Source organism: Hominibacterium faecale, from assembly GCF_020734085.1.
Classification (GTDB): domain Bacteria; phylum Bacillota; class Clostridia; order Peptostreptococcales; family Anaerovoracaceae; genus Hominibacterium; species Hominibacterium faecale.
The window spans coordinates 169,228-189,502 of sequence record NZ_JAJAGH010000006.1 but is presented as its reverse complement, the minus strand read 5'-3'; the positions used below and the strand labels follow the sequence as shown (position 1 = coordinate 189,502).

16 protein-coding genes are annotated in these 20,275 nt (G+C 48.4%); 3 read left to right on the top strand and 13 right to left on the bottom strand.

The annotated features are described in order from the left end of the window. Nucleotides 1-7: 7 nt before the first annotated feature. The 9 genes from recA to LG211_RS08715 form a co-directional block, all read right to left on the bottom strand. On the bottom strand, nt 8-1,090 hold the full coding sequence (recA, locus tag LG211_RS08755) for a recombinase RecA (RefSeq protein WP_148395245.1): 1,083 nt from the start codon (nt 1,088-1,090) through the stop codon (nt 8-10). Between the two features lie 133 nt (nt 1,091-1,223). Continuing rightward, nucleotides 1,224-1,898, bottom strand: a complete 675-nt coding sequence (locus LG211_RS08750) for a hypothetical protein (protein ID WP_148395246.1) — start codon at nt 1,896-1,898, stop codon at nt 1,224-1,226. Between the two features lie 14 nt (nt 1,899-1,912). Next, entirely contained in the window at nt 1,913-4,081 is a 2,169-nt protein-coding gene (locus tag LG211_RS08745) for a YhgE/Pip family protein (RefSeq protein WP_269477353.1), read from the bottom strand. After that, on the bottom strand, nt 4,078-4,524 hold the full coding sequence (locus LG211_RS08740; protein ID WP_227755138.1) for a hypothetical protein: 447 nt from the start codon (nt 4,522-4,524) through the stop codon (nt 4,078-4,080). Before LG211_RS08740 ends, LG211_RS08745 begins: the two co-directional genes overlap by 4 nt. A 6-nt stretch (nt 4,525-4,530) precedes the next feature. Beyond that, the gene (locus LG211_RS08735; RefSeq protein ID WP_227755137.1) at nt 4,531-5,766 is read right to left on the bottom strand and encodes a competence/damage-inducible protein A; all 1,236 of its coding nucleotides are present in this window, start codon (nt 5,764-5,766) and stop codon (nt 4,531-4,533) included. 29 nt (nt 5,767-5,795) lie between these two features. Further along, on the bottom strand, nt 5,796-6,323 hold the full coding sequence (gene pgsA / locus LG211_RS08730) for a CDP-diacylglycerol--glycerol-3-phosphate 3-phosphatidyltransferase (protein ID WP_148395250.1): 528 nt from the start codon (nt 6,321-6,323) through the stop codon (nt 5,796-5,798). Between the two features lie 2 nt (nt 6,324-6,325). Beyond that, a complete protein-coding gene (rimO, locus tag LG211_RS08725; RefSeq protein WP_269477352.1) occupies nt 6,326-7,639 on the bottom strand; it encodes a 30S ribosomal protein S12 methylthiotransferase RimO in 1,314 nt (437 codons plus the stop codon). Further along, nucleotides 7,640-10,336 (bottom strand): FtsK/SpoIIIE family DNA translocase, encoded by a 2,697-nt coding sequence (locus LG211_RS08720; protein WP_148395252.1) that lies wholly within the window; start codon nt 10,334-10,336, stop codon nt 7,640-7,642. 23 nt (nt 10,337-10,359) lie between these two features. Next, nucleotides 10,360-11,196 carry an undecaprenyl-diphosphate phosphatase gene (locus tag LG211_RS08715; protein ID WP_148395253.1) on the bottom strand — a complete coding sequence of 279 codons (837 nt, stop codon included), beginning with the start codon at nt 11,194-11,196 and terminating at the stop codon, nt 10,360-10,362. 361 nt (nt 11,197-11,557) lie between these two features. On the opposite strand from LG211_RS08715, the gene LG211_RS08710 reads away from it, so the two are divergent. The 3 genes from LG211_RS08710 to LG211_RS08700 all read left to right on the top strand — a co-directional run bounded on the left by LG211_RS08710 (nt 11,558) and on the right by LG211_RS08700 (nt 14,559). Beyond that, a complete protein-coding gene (locus LG211_RS08710; RefSeq protein WP_265333457.1) occupies nt 11,558-12,550 on the top strand; it encodes an aspartate-semialdehyde dehydrogenase in 993 nt (330 codons plus the stop codon). Between the two features lie 22 nt (nt 12,551-12,572). After that, nucleotides 12,573-13,454: a 4-hydroxy-tetrahydrodipicolinate synthase gene (gene dapA / locus LG211_RS08705; protein ID WP_148395254.1), complete on the top strand. Its 882-nt coding sequence runs from the start codon at nt 12,573-12,575 to the stop codon at nt 13,452-13,454. Nucleotides 13,455-13,689: 235 nt separating this feature from the next. Next, nucleotides 13,690-14,559, top strand: coding sequence for a hypothetical protein (locus tag LG211_RS08700; RefSeq protein ID WP_148395255.1), 870 nt, complete (start codon nt 13,690-13,692; stop codon nt 14,557-14,559). A 100-nt stretch (nt 14,560-14,659) separates the two neighbouring features. On the opposite strand, the gene LG211_RS08695 is transcribed toward LG211_RS08700, so the two are convergent. The 4 genes from LG211_RS08695 to LG211_RS08680 all read right to left on the bottom strand — a co-directional run bounded on the left by LG211_RS08695 (nt 14,660) and on the right by LG211_RS08680 (nt 20,228). Further along, on the bottom strand, nt 14,660-16,336 hold the full coding sequence (locus LG211_RS08695; RefSeq protein WP_148395256.1) for an N-acetylmuramoyl-L-alanine amidase: 1,677 nt from the start codon (nt 16,334-16,336) through the stop codon (nt 14,660-14,662). 17 nt (nt 16,337-16,353) lie between these two features. Then, complete coding sequence (locus LG211_RS08690) at nt 16,354-18,333, bottom strand: N-acetylmuramoyl-L-alanine amidase (protein ID WP_227755135.1); 1,980 nt, start codon at nt 18,331-18,333, stop codon at nt 16,354-16,356. A 368-nt stretch (nt 18,334-18,701) separates the two neighbouring features. Next, a complete protein-coding gene (gene rpmF, locus LG211_RS08685) occupies nt 18,702-18,884 on the bottom strand; it encodes a 50S ribosomal protein L32 (protein WP_148395258.1) in 183 nt (60 codons plus the stop codon). A gap of 141 nt (nt 18,885-19,025) precedes the next feature. Then, nucleotides 19,026-20,228, bottom strand: a complete 1,203-nt coding sequence (locus LG211_RS08680) for an acetate/propionate family kinase (RefSeq protein WP_148395259.1) — start codon at nt 20,226-20,228, stop codon at nt 19,026-19,028. Nucleotides 20,229-20,275 lie beyond the last annotated feature (47 nt).

Genomic DNA, 20,275 nt, shown 5'->3' with positions numbered 1-20,275 from the left:
CGATGGATTATTCAATGATAACACCATCTTCGTCCACCTGTAGATCGGCTTCAGCCGCTTCCACATCCTCGGCTTTTGCCTCAGTTTCAGCTTTCAGCTGATCCCGTAGCATCTGTTCCACCTTTTCCAGTGTTTGCGGATGTTCGGCCAGATAGTTCTTTACATTTTCTCTTCCCTGCCCTATACGGTCACCGTTAAAGCTGTACCAGGAACCGGCTTTCTCAATAATCTTGGCATCTACGCCGCAGTCCAGCACATCTCCTTCTCTGGAGATTCCCTGGCCATACATAATATCGAATTCAGCTTGCTTGAAAGGCGGTGCCACTTTGTTCTTTACTACTTTCACCCGGGTACGATTCCCCAAAAATGTATCTCCCGACTTTATACTCTCTATTCTGCGCACATCAAAACGCATGCTGGAGTAAAATTTAAGAGCACGGCCTCCAGTCGTGGTTTCCGGATTTCCGAACATGACACCGACCTTTTCTCGCAACTGATTGATAAATACGACGGCAGTTCCCGATTTGTTAATAACACCGGCCAGCTTTCTCAGAGCCTGGGACATGAGCCGGGCCTGCAGGCCCACATGGCTGTCCCCCATGTTGCCGTCGATTTCTGATTTTGGAACCAGAGCCGCCACCGAGTCCACTACTACAATATCGATGGCTCCGCTGCGAACCAGCATCTCGCAAATTTCCAAAGCTTGTTCTCCTGTATCAGGCTGGGACACCAGCAATTCATCCACATTAACGCCCAAGTTTTTGGAGTATTCTGGATCCAGAGCGTGCTCCGCATCGATAAAAGCGGCTCGGCCTCCCGCCTTCTGTGCTTCCGCAATGATATGTAAGGTCAAAGTTGTCTTACCCGATGATTCAGGACCGTACACTTCGATGATCCTGCCTTTGGGAATTCCGCCGATTCCGGTAGCCAAGTCCAGGCTCATAGAGCCGGTGGAAATGGCCTCTATATTCATCCGAGCGCTGTCATCGCCCAGTTTCATGATCGCCCCCTGGCCGAACTGTTTTTGTATCTGTTTTAGCGCCTCTTGTAAGGCTTTATCTTTATCGTCTTTGTTGATCGCCACGTTCATACCTCCATGTGAACATTTGTTCTTTCCTCTTATAATACCCCATTCCTTTCATTAGGTCAAGAGAAATTCTTTTATGTAAATATTTTACATTTATAAGCTATCATTTATTTTTCGCAGTGTCAAGGATTTCTTTCTATTTTTCAGTCTGTTTCTTTAAAAACTGCGTCAGTTCTTTATAATCGTTTTCAAAATCTGTACCTTTGCATGCTGTCCGAGCTCTTTTTACAAGGTCTGCCGTATCCTCGCCTCTTGCCCACGCCTCGTAAACACCAACGACACATACCAGCCCAGCGATATTGGGGTGGGTTTTAAATTTTTCGATCTGCTGCCGGTTTTTCTCCAGTATTTCAAGGCCCTGTTCGCTCTTGCCGCCGCGGAAACAATAATAAGCAAAATCGACATAATAAATGGTTAAATTCAGACCGGCAAGCCCGCGAAGGTCAATCTGCTCCATCAGCTCGGCCGCCTCAATGAATCGCTTTTGCTTTGCATACCCCAAAGCTTGATTCACCGTCAGAATCCTTTTTTTGTTGGGATCTTTTGTTGATTGGAGCATTTCATCCAAAAGCTCCATGTAAAGGTTGATATCCCCGCCTTTCATGGCTTCCATAGCTTTTCCCATCTGCTGATTGAACTTTTGATATCCTAAAATATTAGTCACAAAGAATATGACGATTAGGATGACAACAGCAATCACAATCAACAGCTGTATGGAAATTCCTCCTGCTTTAAGATCCACATCCATATAAGACATCATAGCTGCGATGGCGATTACCAACACAAAAATCAGAGCTAGCTTTTTTTTCATACAAATTCCCCTTTCTACATCAGCTCGGTATCTTCAATCCGTTTGTTGAAAAACCGGTTCAGCCTTACAAGCGGCTTCCTCAGGACCAATCCCAGCAGCAGCGAGAAGGGAACGAAGGCAAAGAGCCGCAGAAGATCCAGCCAATAATTCATACCGTACACACCAGCGATACATTCTCGCATTGCATTGATGCCATAGGTAAAAGGCAGGAACGGATAGAGATTCTGGAAGAATTGGGGCGTTACTTCGATGGGGAAGGTGCCACCGGCTCCGCCGATCTGAATGACCAGCAGAATGACGCAAAGCGCCTTTCCGATATCTCCAAAAGAAATTGTCAGCGTATAAATAATATTGACAAATATGATGCTGCTGGTCCACCCGGCCAGCAAAAACAGAAACGGATGCTCGCACTGAATCTGCAGGTAAAATAGGTCGCCCAGGCAAATAATCGTAGCCTGCACCAGTCCTAGCACCATGAACAGAATATAGCGTCCAAAATATGCCTGATAGGGCCGGATCCGTCTCAGCCTTTCATGGTCTTCGCTGACCTGAGTCTTCATAATGGCAACGAGCACGATTCCCCCTACCCAGATTGCCAGAATCGAGTAGAACGGCGCCATGGCAGAGCCGTAATTTTTAATGGGGTAGAGAGTGTGTGTATCGATTTTCACCGGCGAGCTCATGAAATCGCCCATCAATTCTGGATCGGTCTTGAGAATATCCATCAACTTCTTCACTCGCTCGTCACTGCCTACGTTTTCCAAGGAAACAGCCGCCTTTTCCAATTTGTTTTTAGCTCCATCAATGACTTTTTTTGTGCTGTCCAAAGCGTTCTTTCCGCCGGAAAGCGTGTCATCCACACCATCCAGCACCTGATGAATATTAGCAACACCGGTACTAGCACCGGTCAGCAACTGGGAAAAATCCGTCAGAGAATCATAAATGCTGCTGATCACTTTATTGAGCTTTGGCTGCACCTTGGTCCGATAGTCGCTGCGGATCTTGGTCTGTTTTGCCAGTGCGCTGTCAATGCTGGACCTGAGCTTTTTCTGGGCTGCATTGGTCATTTTTCCTGAGCTTCGCACCTCCTGAGCCAAGGGCGGAATTTCTTTGATCAGCTGGCGATTGGCATCGTTGGCTGCCTGTAGTTGTTTGACCAGTGCGCTGAGCTCAGAGGACGGCTGTGGCAGTTCCTGATTCAGGTTTTGGAGAAGCTGGATGCAGGTATCGTTGATTTCCACAATATTCTGGACCTGATCGCTCAGCTTGAGTAAAGCATCGGCCGCCTTGGCGGAACTGGTCTCTGCCTGCGCGGCCGCACTGTCCAGGGTGTCCGCCAGATCGTTATATCCGGTCTGTGCGGCAGCAAAGATATCGTCCAGCGCCTTAACCGTTTCCCTGGCAACCTGTTTGGAGGAAAGCAGCAGAGCCTGCACATCGGTGGCAGTCGTCTTTCCGTCTTTGATCAGCGCCTGTACATCCGGCAGGGTGGCCTGGGTTGTTTTGACAAGCGACTGAATCCCCGCGGTCGTCTGGCTAAACGCGTCGATGGTATGGACGAATCCATCCAAATCCTGTTCCGCGTCGCGGAAGGATTGGACTAATTTGTCCATGGGGCCGCCGTCCGCCTCCAGAGTGCCGCTGACCGTATCAAACAACTGGGCCGCGGCCTGGGTTACGATACTGATAAAGGTTTCATCAATCTGGGTCTGAATGGCGGTTGCGCCCTTATCAGTTATTTTGGGCGCGATAGCATTCTTTTTTTCGTTTATGTAGTAATCAAACTGGGGCCTTTCCACATGGGATGTGAAGATACTGACCATATTACGGCTGAAATCAGCAGGGACAATGATGGCCGCATAATATTCCCCGCTCTCCACTTTTTCCATGGCTTCTTTTTCGCTGGTCAAGAACTGCCAGCCGATATCGTCGTTGGCCCGCAGGTTTTTAATAATCTGCTGCCCGGCATTAATATGGACCTTTTCCATCTCCGTGCCTTCGTCCAGGCTGACTACAGCTACCTGTATTCCGGAGGTGCTGCCGTAAGGGTCCCAGTTTACAGCTATGTTAAACCAGGCGTAAAGGGCCGGAATGACACACATGCCTACAATCACGACAATGGCGATCACGTTGGTTCTCAGCCGATTGACGTCTCTCAAAAAAATGCGTAAAATATTCTTCACGGTCGATTGTCCTCTCTCTTTTCCAGCAGATCTTTGTATTGATAATGCTTATAATCTACCAGTATGAGAAATACGGCGATTATAATGATGGATACGATCCAAAGCACCAGAAAGCGCAGCTTGGCTTCCAAGGTAAAGATCAGGAACAAAAAAAGGAGGGGAATGACTGCGATACAGGCCAGGCCGCCCCGAATCAGCTTTGGATACCACTCTAAAAACTTCTTGTGCTCATCCTGCAATTCAAAATCATCCCGTTTTTTGAGCACTGCTTCTCTGGTTCCAAAGTAATACAGAGTCTGGTCCGCAGCTTCCTGATCCCCATAGCCTTTTTTTCGGTAATACTTGTAGTCCCGGACCATCTGCTCCATAAATATCGGCTTGAGCAGATCCTTGTCTTTCTCTCCGTCCAGAATCGTATCTAAAAACGTATCAAATCGTTCCATTTGCGCTTACCCTTCAATCAATCGATTGATCACATCCAGCATGGAAAGCACAGCGAAATTCCGGTTCCAGCTGCGGTTGACGTTCCGCATTTGAATCTTCCGGCAAGTGGTTTTTCCCTGGAAACATGCGCCGATATAAACAAGGCCCACCGGTTTTTCTTCTGTTCCGCCGTCAGGACCTGCGATACCGGTCACCGAAATGCAGATATCGCTGCCGCTGACCCTTCTCAGGCCTTCGGCCATCTCTCTGGCCGTCTCCTCGCTGACTGCGCCGTGGGCTGCCAGAGTTTCTTCCTTTACTCCCAGCTCGGACATCTTGGCTTCATTGCTGTAAGTCACTAAAGAACGGTCAAAAACGCTGGAAATGCCCGATACACTGGTCAGCGCCGCCGCAAACATGCCGCCGGTGCAGGATTCTGCGCTGGAAATGGAAAGTCTTTGTTTCATCAGTTTGGCGCATACCACATCCACCAGTTCTTCATTGTCGCAGCTGTAAATATATTCACCAATGATATCCTGTACCTGCCTCAGCATGGCATCCACCGCTTCCTTGGCTTCTTCCTTCGTCTCCCGCTTGGAAGCGATGCGCAGACAGCATTCCCCTTCTTTTGCGTAGGTGGCTAAAGTTGGATCGGTCTGCCCGTCAATCAGCGGAAGCAGTTTTGTTTCCAACATGGATTCGCCGATGCCGAAGGTACGGATCATTCGATAATAAATCGTCCCTTCCGATTTTGTCTCCAGATACGGGAGCACCTGGCGCTGAAACATGCGGGTCATTTCTCTGGGCGGCCCCGGCATGCAGATGATCTGCTTCCCGTCCTTTTCCAGGGCAAATCCCGGCGCCGTTCCGGCATCGTTATCGAACACCACGGCCCTGGAAGGCATATACGCCTGCTTGCGGTTGTTTTCCGTCATGGTGCGGTTCTGCTTCTTAAAGTACTGCTCCAGCTTATCCATGGACGGCTGATGGAGGACCATGTGATCGTCCAGCGCCCGGCATGCGATCTCTTTGGTCAAATCATCCTGGGTCGGTCCCAGGCCGCCGGTGGTCAGAATCAAATCGCAGTCTTTGAATGCAAGGGCGATCATCTCTTCCAGACGGTCCGGGTTGTCTCCTACCGTGTAGTGATACATGACGTCAAATCCCAGCAGGTTCAGTTGCTGGGATAAAAACACCGTATTGGTATTGGTAATCTGGCCGAACAAAAGCTCGGTCCCTACACTTAAAATAGCGGATTTCATGTTCTATCCTTCTTTCTCAGCCGCAAAGCTTACATGGAAAGCAGCTGTCTGTTTTTTACAATATATTCGGTCCCGGAAATGATCGTCATGATTACAGCCGCCCACAGGAAAATCTGATCCAGCGGCATGCCGATATAGCAGCCGGGCCAGTTATCCAAAAGCAGCAATGGTATGGCGATCATCTGCAGGATCGTCTTTACTTTACCGGTCACGCCGGCCGCGATGACGATTCCTTCGGAAGCCGCAACCTGCCTCAGACCGGTAACAGCAAACTCTCTGGCCAGGATGACGACAGCCATCCAGCCTGCCACATTGCCAAGCTGCACCAGCAAAAGCAGCGCCGACATGACTAGCAGCTTGTCAGCCAGGGGATCCATCAGCTTGCCGAAGTTGGTCACCATATTGTATTTTCTCGCGATATGGCCATCCAGCATATCGGTCAGTGCGGCGGCGATAAAAATAACCGTCGCGATATACCGGTGTCCCATAAGAAGTACAACGATAAAAACTGGAATTGCGATAATCCTGAGAATTGTTAATTTATTAGGCAAATTCATGTTTAAACCTCCTTGCCAGCCAGATCATAATCAAAAGCGTCCGTTATCTCGACCTGCACCAGATCGCCCGGCACCAACTGCCGCTTTGCGGTAAATATGACGGAATTGTCGATTTCCGGAGCATCATAAGCAGTCCGGCCAAGATAACTTCCGTCCCCTTCTTCTGCCTCAACCAGCACCTCCAGCGCCTTGCCGATCTTTTCCTGATTGGCTGCCAGAGAGATGTCCAGCTGTCTGCGCATAATGGCATCCTGCCGCAGAGCTTTTACTTCCTCATCGACCTGATCCTCCATCTCCGCCGCCGGCGTTCCCTCTTCTTGGGAATAGGTGAAAACGCCCAGCCGCTGTAAACGAGTCGTCTCTACAAAATCCAGGAGTTCTTCAAAATCTTCCTCCGTTTCGCCGGGAAACCCAGTTATAAGAGTCGTACGGATATGAATATCCGGCATGGCTCGGCGCAGACGCTCGATGGTGCCGCGGATCCCGGCCGCCGTCGATCTGCGGTTCATGCCTTTCAGCACCCGGTCGCTGATATGCTGCAGCGGAATATCAATGTATTTGCAGATTTTTTCTTCCTCCGCCATCACCTGAATCAGCTCGTCAGAGATCCTGTCCTCATAGCAATACATCAGGCGGATCCAGTGAAGGCCTTCGATCCGGCACAGCTTGCGCAAAAGCTGCGGCAGGACGAATCCATCGTAGAGATCCATGCCATAGGCGGTCACGTCCTGTGCGATGAGAATTAGCTCCCTGCAGCCCTTTTCCGCCAGCATCCTGGCTTCTGCCACAATATCCTCCTGCTTCCTGCTGCGATATTTACCCCGTATGCTGGGAATGACACAGTATGCGCACACATTATTGCAGCCTTCTGCGATTTTTAAGGTCGCTGTATAAGGGTTTTTCCCCAGCTTTCGAAATGGGGTTTCCATAAATATTTTATTGTAATCACTCAGATGTTTTTCCCGCTTTCCTTTTTGAAACTTTTCCAGAATCTGCGGCAGCCTTTGATAATCGTTGACCCCTAGAAACAAGTCCACTTCCGGCATTTCCTCGAACAGTTCATTTTCGTAGCGCTGGGAAAGACAGCCGGTCACCGCCAGGATCTTGTCCTCCCCCTTATACTGGGCCATATCGAAAATCCGTTCAATGGATTCGGTTTTGGCATCGTTGATGAAGCCGCAAGTATTGACCATGATCAGATCCGCTTCCTGGGGCGATGGGACCATGGTATGTCCCGCATGTTCCAGAATTCCCGCTGCCATTTCCGAATCATTAAAATTCTTGGGACAGCCCAATGTTTCGATAAAAATCTTCATCTATTCTTCTTCCATCTCCTCTGTATCCGTTTGCAGGGCGTAAAGCTCTGCTTCGCTCATCAATACCTGTCTGGGCTTGCTGCCCTCCGAGGGTCCGATGATCCCTCTTGCTTCCATCATATCCACGATCCTGGCCGCCCGGTTATAGCCGATGCGAAAACGCCTCTGGAGCATGGAGACCGATGCCTGACCGGCTGAAACAACCGTTTCTATGGCTTCCGGCAGCAGTTCGTCCGTGTCGTCGGCTTTTTCCGGTGTGTTGACCTTCTCTATGGTATGGATGACCTCATCGGAATATTCGGCTTCTTCCACCTGTTCCTTGACAAACTCTATGACGTCGTGGACTTCTGAATCGGATATGAACGTCCCCTGCACCCGGGTCGGTTTTCCACCGCCCATGGGGTTGAAAAGCATGTCCCCTTTTCCCACCAGCTTTTCAGCGCCCGCCATGTCCAGGATCGTCCTCGAGTCAAATTGGGAGGACACGGCAAAGGCGATTCTGGAAGGAATGTTGGCTTTGATCACGCCGGTGATAACATCCACCGATGGTCTCTGGGTCGCCACGATCAAGTGCATCCCAGCGGCTCTGGCCTTCTGAGCCAGCCTGCAAATGGATTCTTCCACCTGGGACGGCGCCGCCATCATCAGATCCGCCAGTTCATCGATGATGATAACCACTTGGGGCAGAAATTTATCATCTTCTCCGTCTTTTTTCACTTTCGTGTTGTAGCTGGCCAGCTCCCGAACCCCTTCTTCAGCGAACTTTTTATACCGGTCCTCCATTTCCGCAACCGCCCAATTAAGCGCTGCCGCCGCCTTGGTCGGTTCGGTGACCACAGGTATCAAAAGGTGGGGGATCCCGTTGTAATTGGTCAGCTCTACCACCTTGGGATCGATCAGAACCAGTTTGACCTCCTCCGGCTTGGCCTTATAGAGGATACTGGTGATAATGCTGTTGACGCAGACGCTCTTTCCCGAACCGGTGGAACCCGCAATCAATAGATGGGGCATGGATTTGAGATCAGCTGTGATTGCGTTTCCGGCAATATCCTTGCCCACCGTAAAGGTGATCTTGGATTTGGCGTTCTTGAATTCCTTAGAATCAATGATTTCCCGGATGGTGACCATGTTTACTTTGTCGTTTTCCACCTCAATGCCCACAGCTGCTTTGCCCGGAATAGGCGCTTCGATACGGATGCTCTTCGCCTCCAGGTTCAACGCGATATCATCGGCCAGATTGACGATGCTCTTTACCTTTACCCCGACGTTGGGATGAATTTCATACCGTGTAACAGCCGGTCCCTGGGTCACCTGGACTACCTGGGCGTCAATATGAAAATTGCGCAGGGTTTCTTCCAGCTTCATGGCCTTGGCTTTCAGCGAAGCCGTAACGCCCGACCGATTCTGGGGAGCGCTGCCTTTATTCAGCAGCTCTGCCGGCGGGAATTTATAAGCATGGGCCGGCGGGGCCGCCGTATTAATTTCGTTTGGATCCAGCGCGGCTTTGGCCGCCTGGCTGTTGGTGATTTTATCCGGCTCTTTTTTCAAAGTGCCAGAAGTAGGCATTACTTCCTGAACGCCTTTTGTTAATCCCGGATTTTCCTGCTGGCGATCCTGGTTTTCATCCTCCACAAGTCCCAGACTCTGATCCGGGTCCGGTGCTTCCATCTCCGTCATCACAGGTTCCAGGCCAGTGTCAAGGCCCAAGTCCAGCGCAAGACCAACCCCGTCCTCATGTTCCATTTCACTCTCATCCAGCCCGTATCCTGCTTCTTCCGAGCCGCCTGCGAACAAGTCTTCATCCTTCATGTATTCTAAAATATTCCGCTGGCCCTGGGAGATCCTTCCCGGTACATAGGCGGTCTCTTGCTGGGCACGCTGCCGGGCTGCCTCAGAAGGCGGCACGGACACTTCTGCGGCCTGCAAATCCATTTTTTCCTGAATCCCCTGATCTTTCACCAGCTTTTCTCGAATAGGAGTCCGCTTCTTTTCTTTTTTCTCCGTCCTTTCAGCAAGCAAGGGGCGGGTTTCTTGTTCGTCTGCCAAATCATCCAAAAGCTCGGCTTCCTTTCTTGCCCGGCGTTTTTCCGCCGCCCGTTCAAAGAATCGGGAGATGGGCGTGTTGATCACAAGCAGCAGGCAAATGATGACCACCACAAAGGAAATGATATAAAGCCCTGGAATGCCGAAGGCTTTTACCAGCAAACTTCCTATGTACATGCCAAATAGTCCGCCGCTGTCCAAAAGGGTCCCGTCCCGGTAATAGTCCGCCGCATCGGCAAGACCGAAAGCCAGAACCTGCGGATCGATAAACCTGGCCGAATTGATGATGGACGCGGTAAGTAAAATGATGAACAGCAAAACCACCGATTTACCGCCAATGTGGATGGTTTTCCTTGCGAAGAGCAGGATTCCGTAAAGGATCAAGTAATAAGGAAACGCATATGCGATCATCCCCAGGCATCCTTTAAAGAAATGCGACAGCCCTTCTCCAACGGCTCCCGCCGCATGGGTCTGAAACGCCACCACAAGAAAGGCTCCCAGCGCTATGATTACGATGGACCAGATCTCATCCTTGACGGCCGGATCCATGGTCCTTGCTGCAGAAACGGTAGGTTGGCCGGCAGTTTTCTTCTTGCTGCTGTTTTTATTTTTCGAGCCTGGAGGTCTTCCAGGCTTTCTCTTTGCTTCTGCCATTATTTTTTATCCCTTTCTGTATCCTATGCGAGGAAAAACGCATAGAGTAATACTAGGGCGCCCAGTGCCCAAGTATAAATGGAAAATCCGGTGAGCTTTTTATTGGATACCACTCGAATCATTGTTTTGATGGCAAAAAAACCGGATATTGCAGAAACGATTACGCCGACGATAACTGGCCCCAGATCGCCCATGCTCATGCCGGCGCTGAAGGCGTCCGGCGCTTCCACGATGACCGAGCCCAAAATCGATGGTATGGAAATCAGAAAAGCGAACTTGACGGCGAATTCCCGGTTGAGACCTGAAATCAGTCCGCCGAAAAGGGTCGAACCGGATCTGGAAATTCCCGGCCAGATGGCGATCCCCTGCATCAAACCAACCAGCACAGCGTTTCTGAATTTCATCTGTTCAACGCGCTTTTTCCCCTTTGCCATTTTTTCCGCGATGACGAGAATGGTTCCGGTGATCAAAAGCCCGAAGCCAATGGCATAAAGGGACAGATACAGGCCTGCGAACAAATCGTTGAACGCCAGGCCGATAATAGCCGTGGGTATGGTGGCCACAATGATCATAAACCCCAGTCTTCTGGTGGGGTTGGCGTTGATCCTCAGCCCCTTGCCCGTACAAAGATCCTTGATGCACGCGCAGAGTTCGCAAATCAGATCGACGATGTCCTTCCAATATACAACAAACACCGAGATCAGCGTGCCCAGATGCAACAGTACTGCAAAGGGCAGTACGTTCTCCGCGCTGATATCAAAAAAATACTGCAGTAATGCCAAGTGGCCGGAACTGCTGATAGGCAGAAATTCCGCCAGCCCCTGAGCTAACCCCAAAATGATAGCTTGAATAAACGTCACAATCTCATCCTCCTCAAAAACATAAAAAATCAACATATATTATAGCACAAATCCCGATAAAAACATATACTATATTCTATATATTATGAAGCTTCATCCCGGGGTACAGGCCGGCAAGGTCTGCTCGATTACGCCCGGTCGGCCGGCCAAATTACCATTAGCCGCAAGTTCAGGCTGGACGGCGCATAAAATTATAAGAAAGGTTTTACAAAGTACGGTTGGAAATGATATAATAAATCCATTCATCTGGGCGCAGGTGCCGCAAAGGAACCCGCATTGATTCACGCGGACGGCCATGCGGACTGCGAATTACGCTGTTATTTCGTTCAAAAAATATTAACATAAATAGGAGGAAGAAGAAATGATCAAAAAACCAAACATCGCAATTGTGGGCGCCACGGGAGTAGTTGGCACTACGTTCCTCAAAGTATTGGAAGAGAGGGATTTCCCTTTTGAAAACATATACATGATGGCGTCCGCCAAATCGGCCGGAAAAACCGTCACCTTCAAGGGCAAAGATTATGTCGTGGAAGAACTGAACGAGCATTCTTTTGACAAGGATATTGATATCGCGCTGTTCTCTGCTGGCGGAAGCATCAGCGAGAAATACGCGCCCATCGCAGCACAGCACGGCGTAACCGTCGTTGACAACAGCAGCGCATGGCGTATGGATAAAGAAGTACCTCTTGTTGTTCCTGAAGTAAATCCGCAGGATGTGGAATGGAACAAAGGCATTATCGCCAACCCCAACTGCTCCACCATTCAGGCGATGGTCGTTCTGAAACCGCTTCATGACAAATATAAAATAAAGAGAGTGATCTATTCTACTTATCAGGCCGTTTCCGGATCAGGGGTTAAAGGAATCAGCGATTTAGAAGAAGGCTTGAAGGGAAACGACAAGTGCGAAGCGTATCCCCACCCGATCGCGGGGAACTGTCTGCCGCACATCGATGTTTTCCTGGATAACGGATATACCAAAGAAGAAATGAAGATGATTAACGAAACCCATAAAATCCTCGGCGACGACACCATCAAGGTAACGGCCACCACAGTCCGGGTGCCGGTATTCGATTCCCACAGCGAATCCATCAACATCGAGTTCGAAAAGCCGATCGATGTGGATGAAGTGCGGGAGACTTTGGCCAATTTCCCTGGAATCGTTGTGCAGGATGATCCGGCCAATAACGTATATCCGCTGGCTCGGGAAGCTGCCGGCCACAACGAAGTGTATGTAGGCCGTATCAGAAGAGACTTTTCTGTGGAAAACGGAATTAACCTTTGGGTTGTTTCTGACAACATTCGCAAGGGAGCCGCTACCAATGCGGTGCAGATCGCGGAGGAACTGATCAAATAATTAAGTGAAAGGATGAGGCAAAGTGACCTTATTTAAAGGCGCTGGCGTAGCTCTTGTAACCCCTTTTTCGGAGGGACACGTGGACTACGGCAGCTTGGCCGGTCTGCTGGACTGGCAGGTTTCTTCCGGTATCGACGCTATTGTAAGCTGCGGTACCACAGGAGAAGCTTCTACACTTAATGATGAAGAACATATAAATACGGTAAAGTTTACTGTTGATGCAGTAAAGAAAAAAGTGCCTGTCATCGCAGGCGCAGGAAGCAACGACACGGGCCACGCCGTTTTCATGGCGCAGGAACTGGAAAAAGTGGGTGCGGACGGTCTTTTGATCGTAACGCCCTATTATAACAAATGTACACAAAGAGGACTTATTAAACACTACGAGAAAATCGCGGATTCGGTCAATATTCCGATTATTCTTTATTCCGTTGCCGGAAGGACTGGTGTGAATATAAGTCCTTCTTCTGTTGCCGCTCTTTCCCGCCACCCAAACATCGTGGGAATTAAGGAGGCTAGCGGCAACATGTCCCAGGTGGTGGAAATCGCCCGCTATGTATCCGATGACTTCGCCCTTTATTCAGGCAATGACGATATGATTGTTCCCCTGCTGTCCGTGGGCAGCGTGGGCGCCATTTCAACAGTCGCCAATATCATTCCTTCGGATACCAGCAGCATGATACACAAATACCTTCGCGGCGATGTGAAAGGTTCTATGGAAATGCAGCTTGCAATGAAGCATTTGATTGACGCCATGTTCGTAGAAGTCAATCCCATTCCGGTCAAAGCCGCCCTTTCGATGATGGATAAGATCAAGTCCGAATACCGGCTGCCCCTCTGTGAGCCGGAAAACCTTTCCCTGTATGAAATCATGAGTCAGATGAAGGATTACGGATTGATTAAATAGTTTGCTTTTCAAGCATATGTCCTTAACGGGCTGTCGCGCCGTGGAAACTGGTTTTCCCTGGTACGGCGGCTCCGTTTTTTTGTGCCTGCATATCAAGTTATGCTAAAGGAAGAAAATTCCGTCAAAAAACAAGCACCCTCCTTTCTATAATGGCATTGGTTGAAAAGGTTATGGTTTATCGATATAATGACCATAGAAGTCCTGTATCGTAAGACGTCTTTAAAGGAGGAACCTCATGTTTTATAAAACAGGAAGAGGCCGAACAGTCTTGTTGATGGGTATCTGTATCGTGCTTTTATTCGTTGGAATACTGATCTTTTTTTCAATGCAGCGAGCTGCAATCATAAGCAAGATACCAATCGTTCAGGGCGATACACAAGCATTAGATATCCCAACCTGGGAGACAGTTCTCGAAAACATCAACACCGATCAGGGACCGGCTGTCTTTAATTTTAAAGATAAAGCCGTTATATCGAATGGAAAATATGGGTTTCGCAAAAAAGTTACATATACGAAAGAAACGAATATTTGGATGGAAATCTACGGCAGCGATCAGATACAGTGCAAGGACGTGAGAGCTGGCGTTTACCAGGATAAAGATTTGTCCCAACCGGTTGAAGAAACTCTGTTTGTCGATTGGGGTGATGAGAGTTATGCAGAGGCGGAACTTGGCATTCCAAGAGAAATTTCGGATGAGCGTGACGGCGTGATTATGGTACCGCCAGGCACCTATTATATAGGGCTATTCACTTCAAATCCAAAGGATCACATGCAAATCGAATACCAGAGCTGGCGTAGCGACATTCTGCCGGAATATGAAGTGCCTGCGGGAAAAGATTTTTATTTCTTTACAGAAGGAGGAAAAAGGGAAACCTATTTAAAGCTCAAACCCCAAACTTCCATGATGACCGTCCAGCTCAGCGTGGATTCTGCGGATATCCAGTTATGTGATTATCGTAAAAGAGGGTTATCAAAAGAAATAAAAATGGAAAACGGCAGATATGATTGCAAATTTGAGGTCGACCCAAATCAGACCTACTATCTTAAAGTATACAACGTAACCATCCTGAAAGAGACGCTGCCCTATTCCATAATCTATCAGTGAACAGAAAACGTTTTGCGTAGACAAACTCCGCAGACTCAGGTATCGCGCAAGCGATTAAGCGTGAGTCGAGAACCTTGTCGCAGCAAAACGTTTTCTGCCCCTATTTGGCTTTTTTCGTCGTATATCCGCTGTAATTGCTGTAAATTTTCTTACCTTTTACCGTTTTATAAACCCGGACTTTATAATAATACCGTTTCTTTTTCTTCAGGTTTTTATTGGTATAGCTTCTTCGATTGCTTTTCAGGGTAGCAACTTTTTTATACTTGCCCTTCTTTTTCGTGGCACGGTAGACCACGTACCGGCTGGCACCGGAAACCTTTTTCCACTTAACCGTTATCTTGCGTTTGCCCGCCTTGCTGCTGACCGATGGCGTATTGGGTTTTACTTTAGCGGATTTGATACTGGAATAAGAACCATATCTGGTCCCGCTGGCCGTTTTTCTAAAAGGCCGTACTTTATAGTAATAAGTCTTGCCTGTTTTCAGCTTCTTATTCTTATAGCTGAGGGTTGCTCCCCTGGTAATGGTCTTTACTTTTTTATAGGAACCTTTTTTACTGGTCGCGCGGTAAAGAACATAACCGGTAGCGCCGATGGATTTTTTCCACTTGACCGTCAGTGTATTGTAGTTGGTATTGGCGATGCTGAGACTGGACTTTGACGGCGTAATCACATCTGCGCCGCTTTTGGTCAGCCCATAATATGCGGCAATATCCGCAGCTTCCGCCTCGGCCATTCTCCGCAGATTGGCATCGCTGGACAGCCACTTGGCAGCAGCCAGGTTGGTATGAAAAGAATGCTCTACGATCATTCCCTTCGTGCCCACTGCTTTAGAGCCACGAAGAACGCCGTAATATTCGGTCTTTTTATCCTTGTTCAGCTTTTGCCATATTCGGTAACCATCTTTTGTTCCCATCACCGATTCAATGGTCTGGCCCAACGAAATGGCCAAAGGATCCGTTGTGTTCCCTTTCTGCGTTATGACTAAAGGATAGTCCGCAGCTCTGGATCCGGCAGCATTAGAATGCAACGACAAGAACAGATCATAGCCGGCAGACGCTGTTCCCCGTTCATAAACGCCCAAGTCTCTGCTTTGGGAACTTCTGGTGGTGGATACCACCACATTGCTGTATTGCTCCAGCTCCTGCTTCAAATAAAGATGCAGGGGCCAGGTCATCAAGGATTCATAGTAGCTTTTGTATACCGGGCTGCGATTGACCTTTCCATAATGGCCCGCATCCAGCATGATAAACACATAGCTGCTGCTCCTTCGGAAAGATGCGCTGATTTTTATCTCATCCTTTGTCGGAGTAAAAGTGTAATCATAGGAATAGGTGGCTCCCACCTGTTGGCCGTCCACGGTAAGGGATGCAACTCCGTATCCTTTATTGGGAGTAACGGTAATATGGATCGTTGTCGCTGCGCCCTGCTCTACCGAAGTCTGATCCACCGTCACAATACCGCCGCTGGTCTGAGAGACCGTGATTTTACAGTATTTCTTTGCCGGAGGCTCCGTTGGGTCGGTAGGATCAGTCGGGTCCGTAGGGATCGTCGGATTTGTCGGATCCGCAGGCTCTGACAACGGCGCTGCTTTTTGCAGGCCGGGCATCTCCTTCGTTTCTTGCAGATCAGCTGGCTGAGAAACGGTCTCCCGGTCGCTGGCTGCGCTCTCTTTGGCTGCATCCTTCTCCGCCGCAAATACGCCGGGCGCAAAAGAAAACATCGATGCGATGAGTGTGACACAAATAAAGTAGCTAAAAAATCGGATTGGTCGTTTCATGGTTATCCTTCCCTGAATCATGCTTTTTTGGTGTAGCCCTTAAGACAAATCCAGTAACCGTTGGTTTTCAGCTGACCCCATTTTCCGTCCTTGGTCTTGGCCTTCAGCTTGTAGACTCTGTTTTTCTTAGCCGTTCCCATTCTCTTGGAGCTGCTGCTGTAGCTTTTTCTCATGTTCAAGCTGCTTACAGTTACTTTCACCTTCTGGGACGATTTTACCACTTTTGTCTTGGATTTGGAAGAGGATGAGCTGCTTTTAACGACTTTTGTATACCCTTTCAAGCAAATCCAATAGCCGTTGCTCTTGATCTGTCCCCATTTGCCGTCCTTAGTCTTAGCCTTCAACTGGTATACTTTATTTTTCTTAGCGGTTCCCATTTTTTTAGAACTGCTGCTGTAGCTCTTTCTCATGTTCAAGCTGCTGACCGTCACCTTGACTTTCTGGGACGATTTTACTGTTTTGGCAGCAGGTTTCTTTGACGAGGAACTGCTGCTGGAAGAGCTGGTTACAACTTTTGTATAACCTTTCAGATAAATCCAGTAGCCGTTGGTCTTTAACTGTCCCCAAAGCCCGTCTTTGGTCTTGGCCTTCAGTTGGTATACGGTATTCTTTTTGGCTTTACCCATGGATTTGGAACTGCTGCTGTAACTCTTTCTCATGTTCAGGCTGCTGACCGTCACCTTGACTTTCTGGCTGCTGCTTACAACTTTCGAGGAAGAAGAGCCGGAGCTTGTGTCCGGAGCTGGCGCCGGTGCCGGATTTGGATCGGAATTTCCTGCTGAAGAACCGCTTCCCTCTGTAATTCCATAATAATCCGCGATCACCTTCGCTTCTGCTTCAGCCATCTTTTTCAAGTTTGTATTGCTGGACAGCCACTTTGTAGCGGTCAGATTCGTATGGAAAGAATGTTCCAGGATCATGCCTTTTGTTCCTACAGACTTGGATCCTCTGAGAACGCCGTAATACTCGGTCTTGCCATCGCTGTTGAGCTTCTGCCAGACTTTATATCCCTGCTTTGTATTCATCGTATCTTCGATCGTCTTGCCCAGATTTTTCGCCAGCTTGTCCCCTGTATTTCCCTTTTGGGTAATGATCAGCGGATAGTCGGTAGTCTTTGAAGAACTGGAATTGGAATGAAGCGACAGGAATAAGTCGTATCCTTTGGCCGCCGTTCCACGATCATAAACGTTCATATCTTTTGCCTGGCTGGCGCGGGTTACGCCTACTGTAAAACCGCCGTAGTCCTCCAGTGCGGCCTTCAGATAATTGTGCAGCGCCCAGCTCATGTTGGATTCATAGTAGCTGGTATAGACCGGGCTTCTGTTGTATTTTCCATAATGGCCCGCATCCAGCATGATCTTTACTTTCTCAGAAAAGATCGCTTTTACGGTATGGGCCTCTTTAATATGTTCAAGGGTATATGTAGATTTGGCACCCACCGATTTTCCATCGACCTGCAGATCAGAAAGATAGTATCCGCTCTTGGGCGAGGACGTGATGGTCATGGAATCGTTTTCTGTCACTGTTTTCCCTGCCGTGATCGTTCCTTTTGATGTGGAATTCACAGAAGTGGTGATTGAGTATTGTGCCAGTTCGGCAAAATCGGCCGTAACTTCCGTATCTGCTTCCGGTTTGAAGGTCCCGGTCGTCACTCCGTATGGATCTGCGACAGTGACGCTTTGTCCGCCGATGGCAATGCCGATGGTCTTATAACCTTCCGCCGGCTTTACTGTGTAAGTAACGTCCTTTCCGCTTTCCGCAGTCTGAGGATCGACCGTCACCGTACCGCCTTCAGCTGGCTGCGCTTTTGCTGTAATGGCAAAGGTTGTGACCGTAGCTGCGACCGGATCGGTTTCCTGAGTCGGCTGGGTCTGCTGCGTTGGCTGAGCAGGCTGGGTTTCGCCTTCTTCAGCAAAAACACCCGGGGCGAAAGCAAAGACAGACAGTGCCATAGATGCAGCTATAAACGTGCTTAATACTCTGTTCCTAATCTTCATTATGTTTACCTCTTGATAAATAATATTTCCTATATTTCTATATAATAACAAATTTATTATATAATGAAACGCTTAGAATTTCAAGCTTTTCATAGAAAGAAAGCCTCTGTCTTGCCGCAAAATCAGTCAAAATCCACCTTTTCCCGTAATATGTTATGTAAACTAACTAGATGTAGTATCGCCCCTGTTTTTCCGCCGTAGATTTTGGGCGCAGCGATCATGTCAATGGACAGTATTTCCCCGGCAATATAAAGCAAAGCGCCTCGCCAGCGGCAGGTTCCGGGTGTTCCGGCAGGGGCTCCTGGGTCTTTTTCGGCAAAGAAAAAGAGGATAGTATACTATCCTCTCGTCATTACCAATATTTTCAATTAAGCTTCGGAAGCTACGACTTCCTTGCCGTTGTAGTAATTGCAATTTGGGCAAACTCTATGTGGAAGCTTAGGCTCGTGACACTGCGGACAAATTGAAAGTCCAGGTGCTGTCATCTTCATATTTGGTGATCTTCTCTTATCTCTTCTTGCTTTCGAAGTTTTCCTCTTAGGTACTGCCATTTTCTACACCTCCTTTTTGCTCATTTGTGTGTAAAATCGTTTTACAACTTCTCAATTATATAGTCAGTTGGACAAATTGTCAACCAAATATTTGCAAAGAGCGGAAATTCCAGCATGGGATTTTATCCTGTACCAGCTCGATTAAATGTTTACTTTGCAAAGTCTGTAGGTATCTCTGGCAATCATCAGCTCTTCGTTGGTCGGGATCAGAATGATCTTAACTTTGGAATCGTCTCTGGAAATGATCATTTCCTTGCCTCTTACTTTGTTCTTTACCAGGTCCAGCTTAATGCCCAGGTTGCCCATGTCGTTGCAGATGATATCTCTCATAGAAATGTCGTTTTCACCGACGCCGGCTGTAAATACGATGGCATCCACGCCGTTCATTTCTGCAATGTATGCGCCGATATAGGATCTTACTTTGTGCGCGAATACTTTGATGGCCAGCAGAGCTCTTTCATTTCCTTCCGCTGCCGCAGCTTCCAGGTCTCTGAAATCGCTGGATACACCGGAAATTCCCAGCACGCCGGATTTCTTGTTGAGGATTTCATTGGCTTCACCCTGGGCCAAGCCTTCTTTTTCTCGAATGTAAGTAACGATGGCCGGGTCGATGTCTCCGCATCTTGTGCCCATTACCAGTCCTTCCAGCGGCGTAAAGCCCATGGAAGTGTCCATGCAGACACCGCGCTTGATGGCGGATACGGAAGCTCCGTTGCCCAGGTGGCAAGTGATAATCTTAAGGTCATTGATGTTTACATTGAGGATATCGGAAGCTCTTTCTGCTACATACTTATGGCTCGTTCCGTGGAAACCGTATCTTCTGATTCCGTATTTTTCATAATATTCATATGGGATCGCATAAATATAGGATTCTGGAGGCATTGTCTGATGGAACGCGGTATCAAATACGGCAACCATCGGAGTATCCGGCATTAGTTCGCGGCAAGCAGCGATTCCCAGCAAATTAGGCGGGTTGTGCAGCGGTGCTAAGTCTACGCATTCTTCCAAAGCTGCGAGAACAGAGTCATCAATTACAACCGATTCTGCGTATTTTTCTCCAGCGTGTACGACACGGTGGCCGACCGCTCCGATTTCAGACATATCTTTTACCACGCCATGATCTTCATCGATAATCGCATCCAACACGTGGCCGATTGCGTCTCTATGGTTTTCCATCGGAGTAACCAATTTAAATTTATCCATGCCGATCTTTTCATGGGTGATGACAGAACCTTCCATACCGATTCTTTCTACGAGTCCTTTTGCTTGCAATATTTCGTTCGTCATATCAAGTACCTGGTATTTCAGTGAAGAACTACCGCAGTTGATAACTAATACTTTCATTCAATTTTCCTCCATCTTGTGATTTAATAAAAACAACATTTTATATT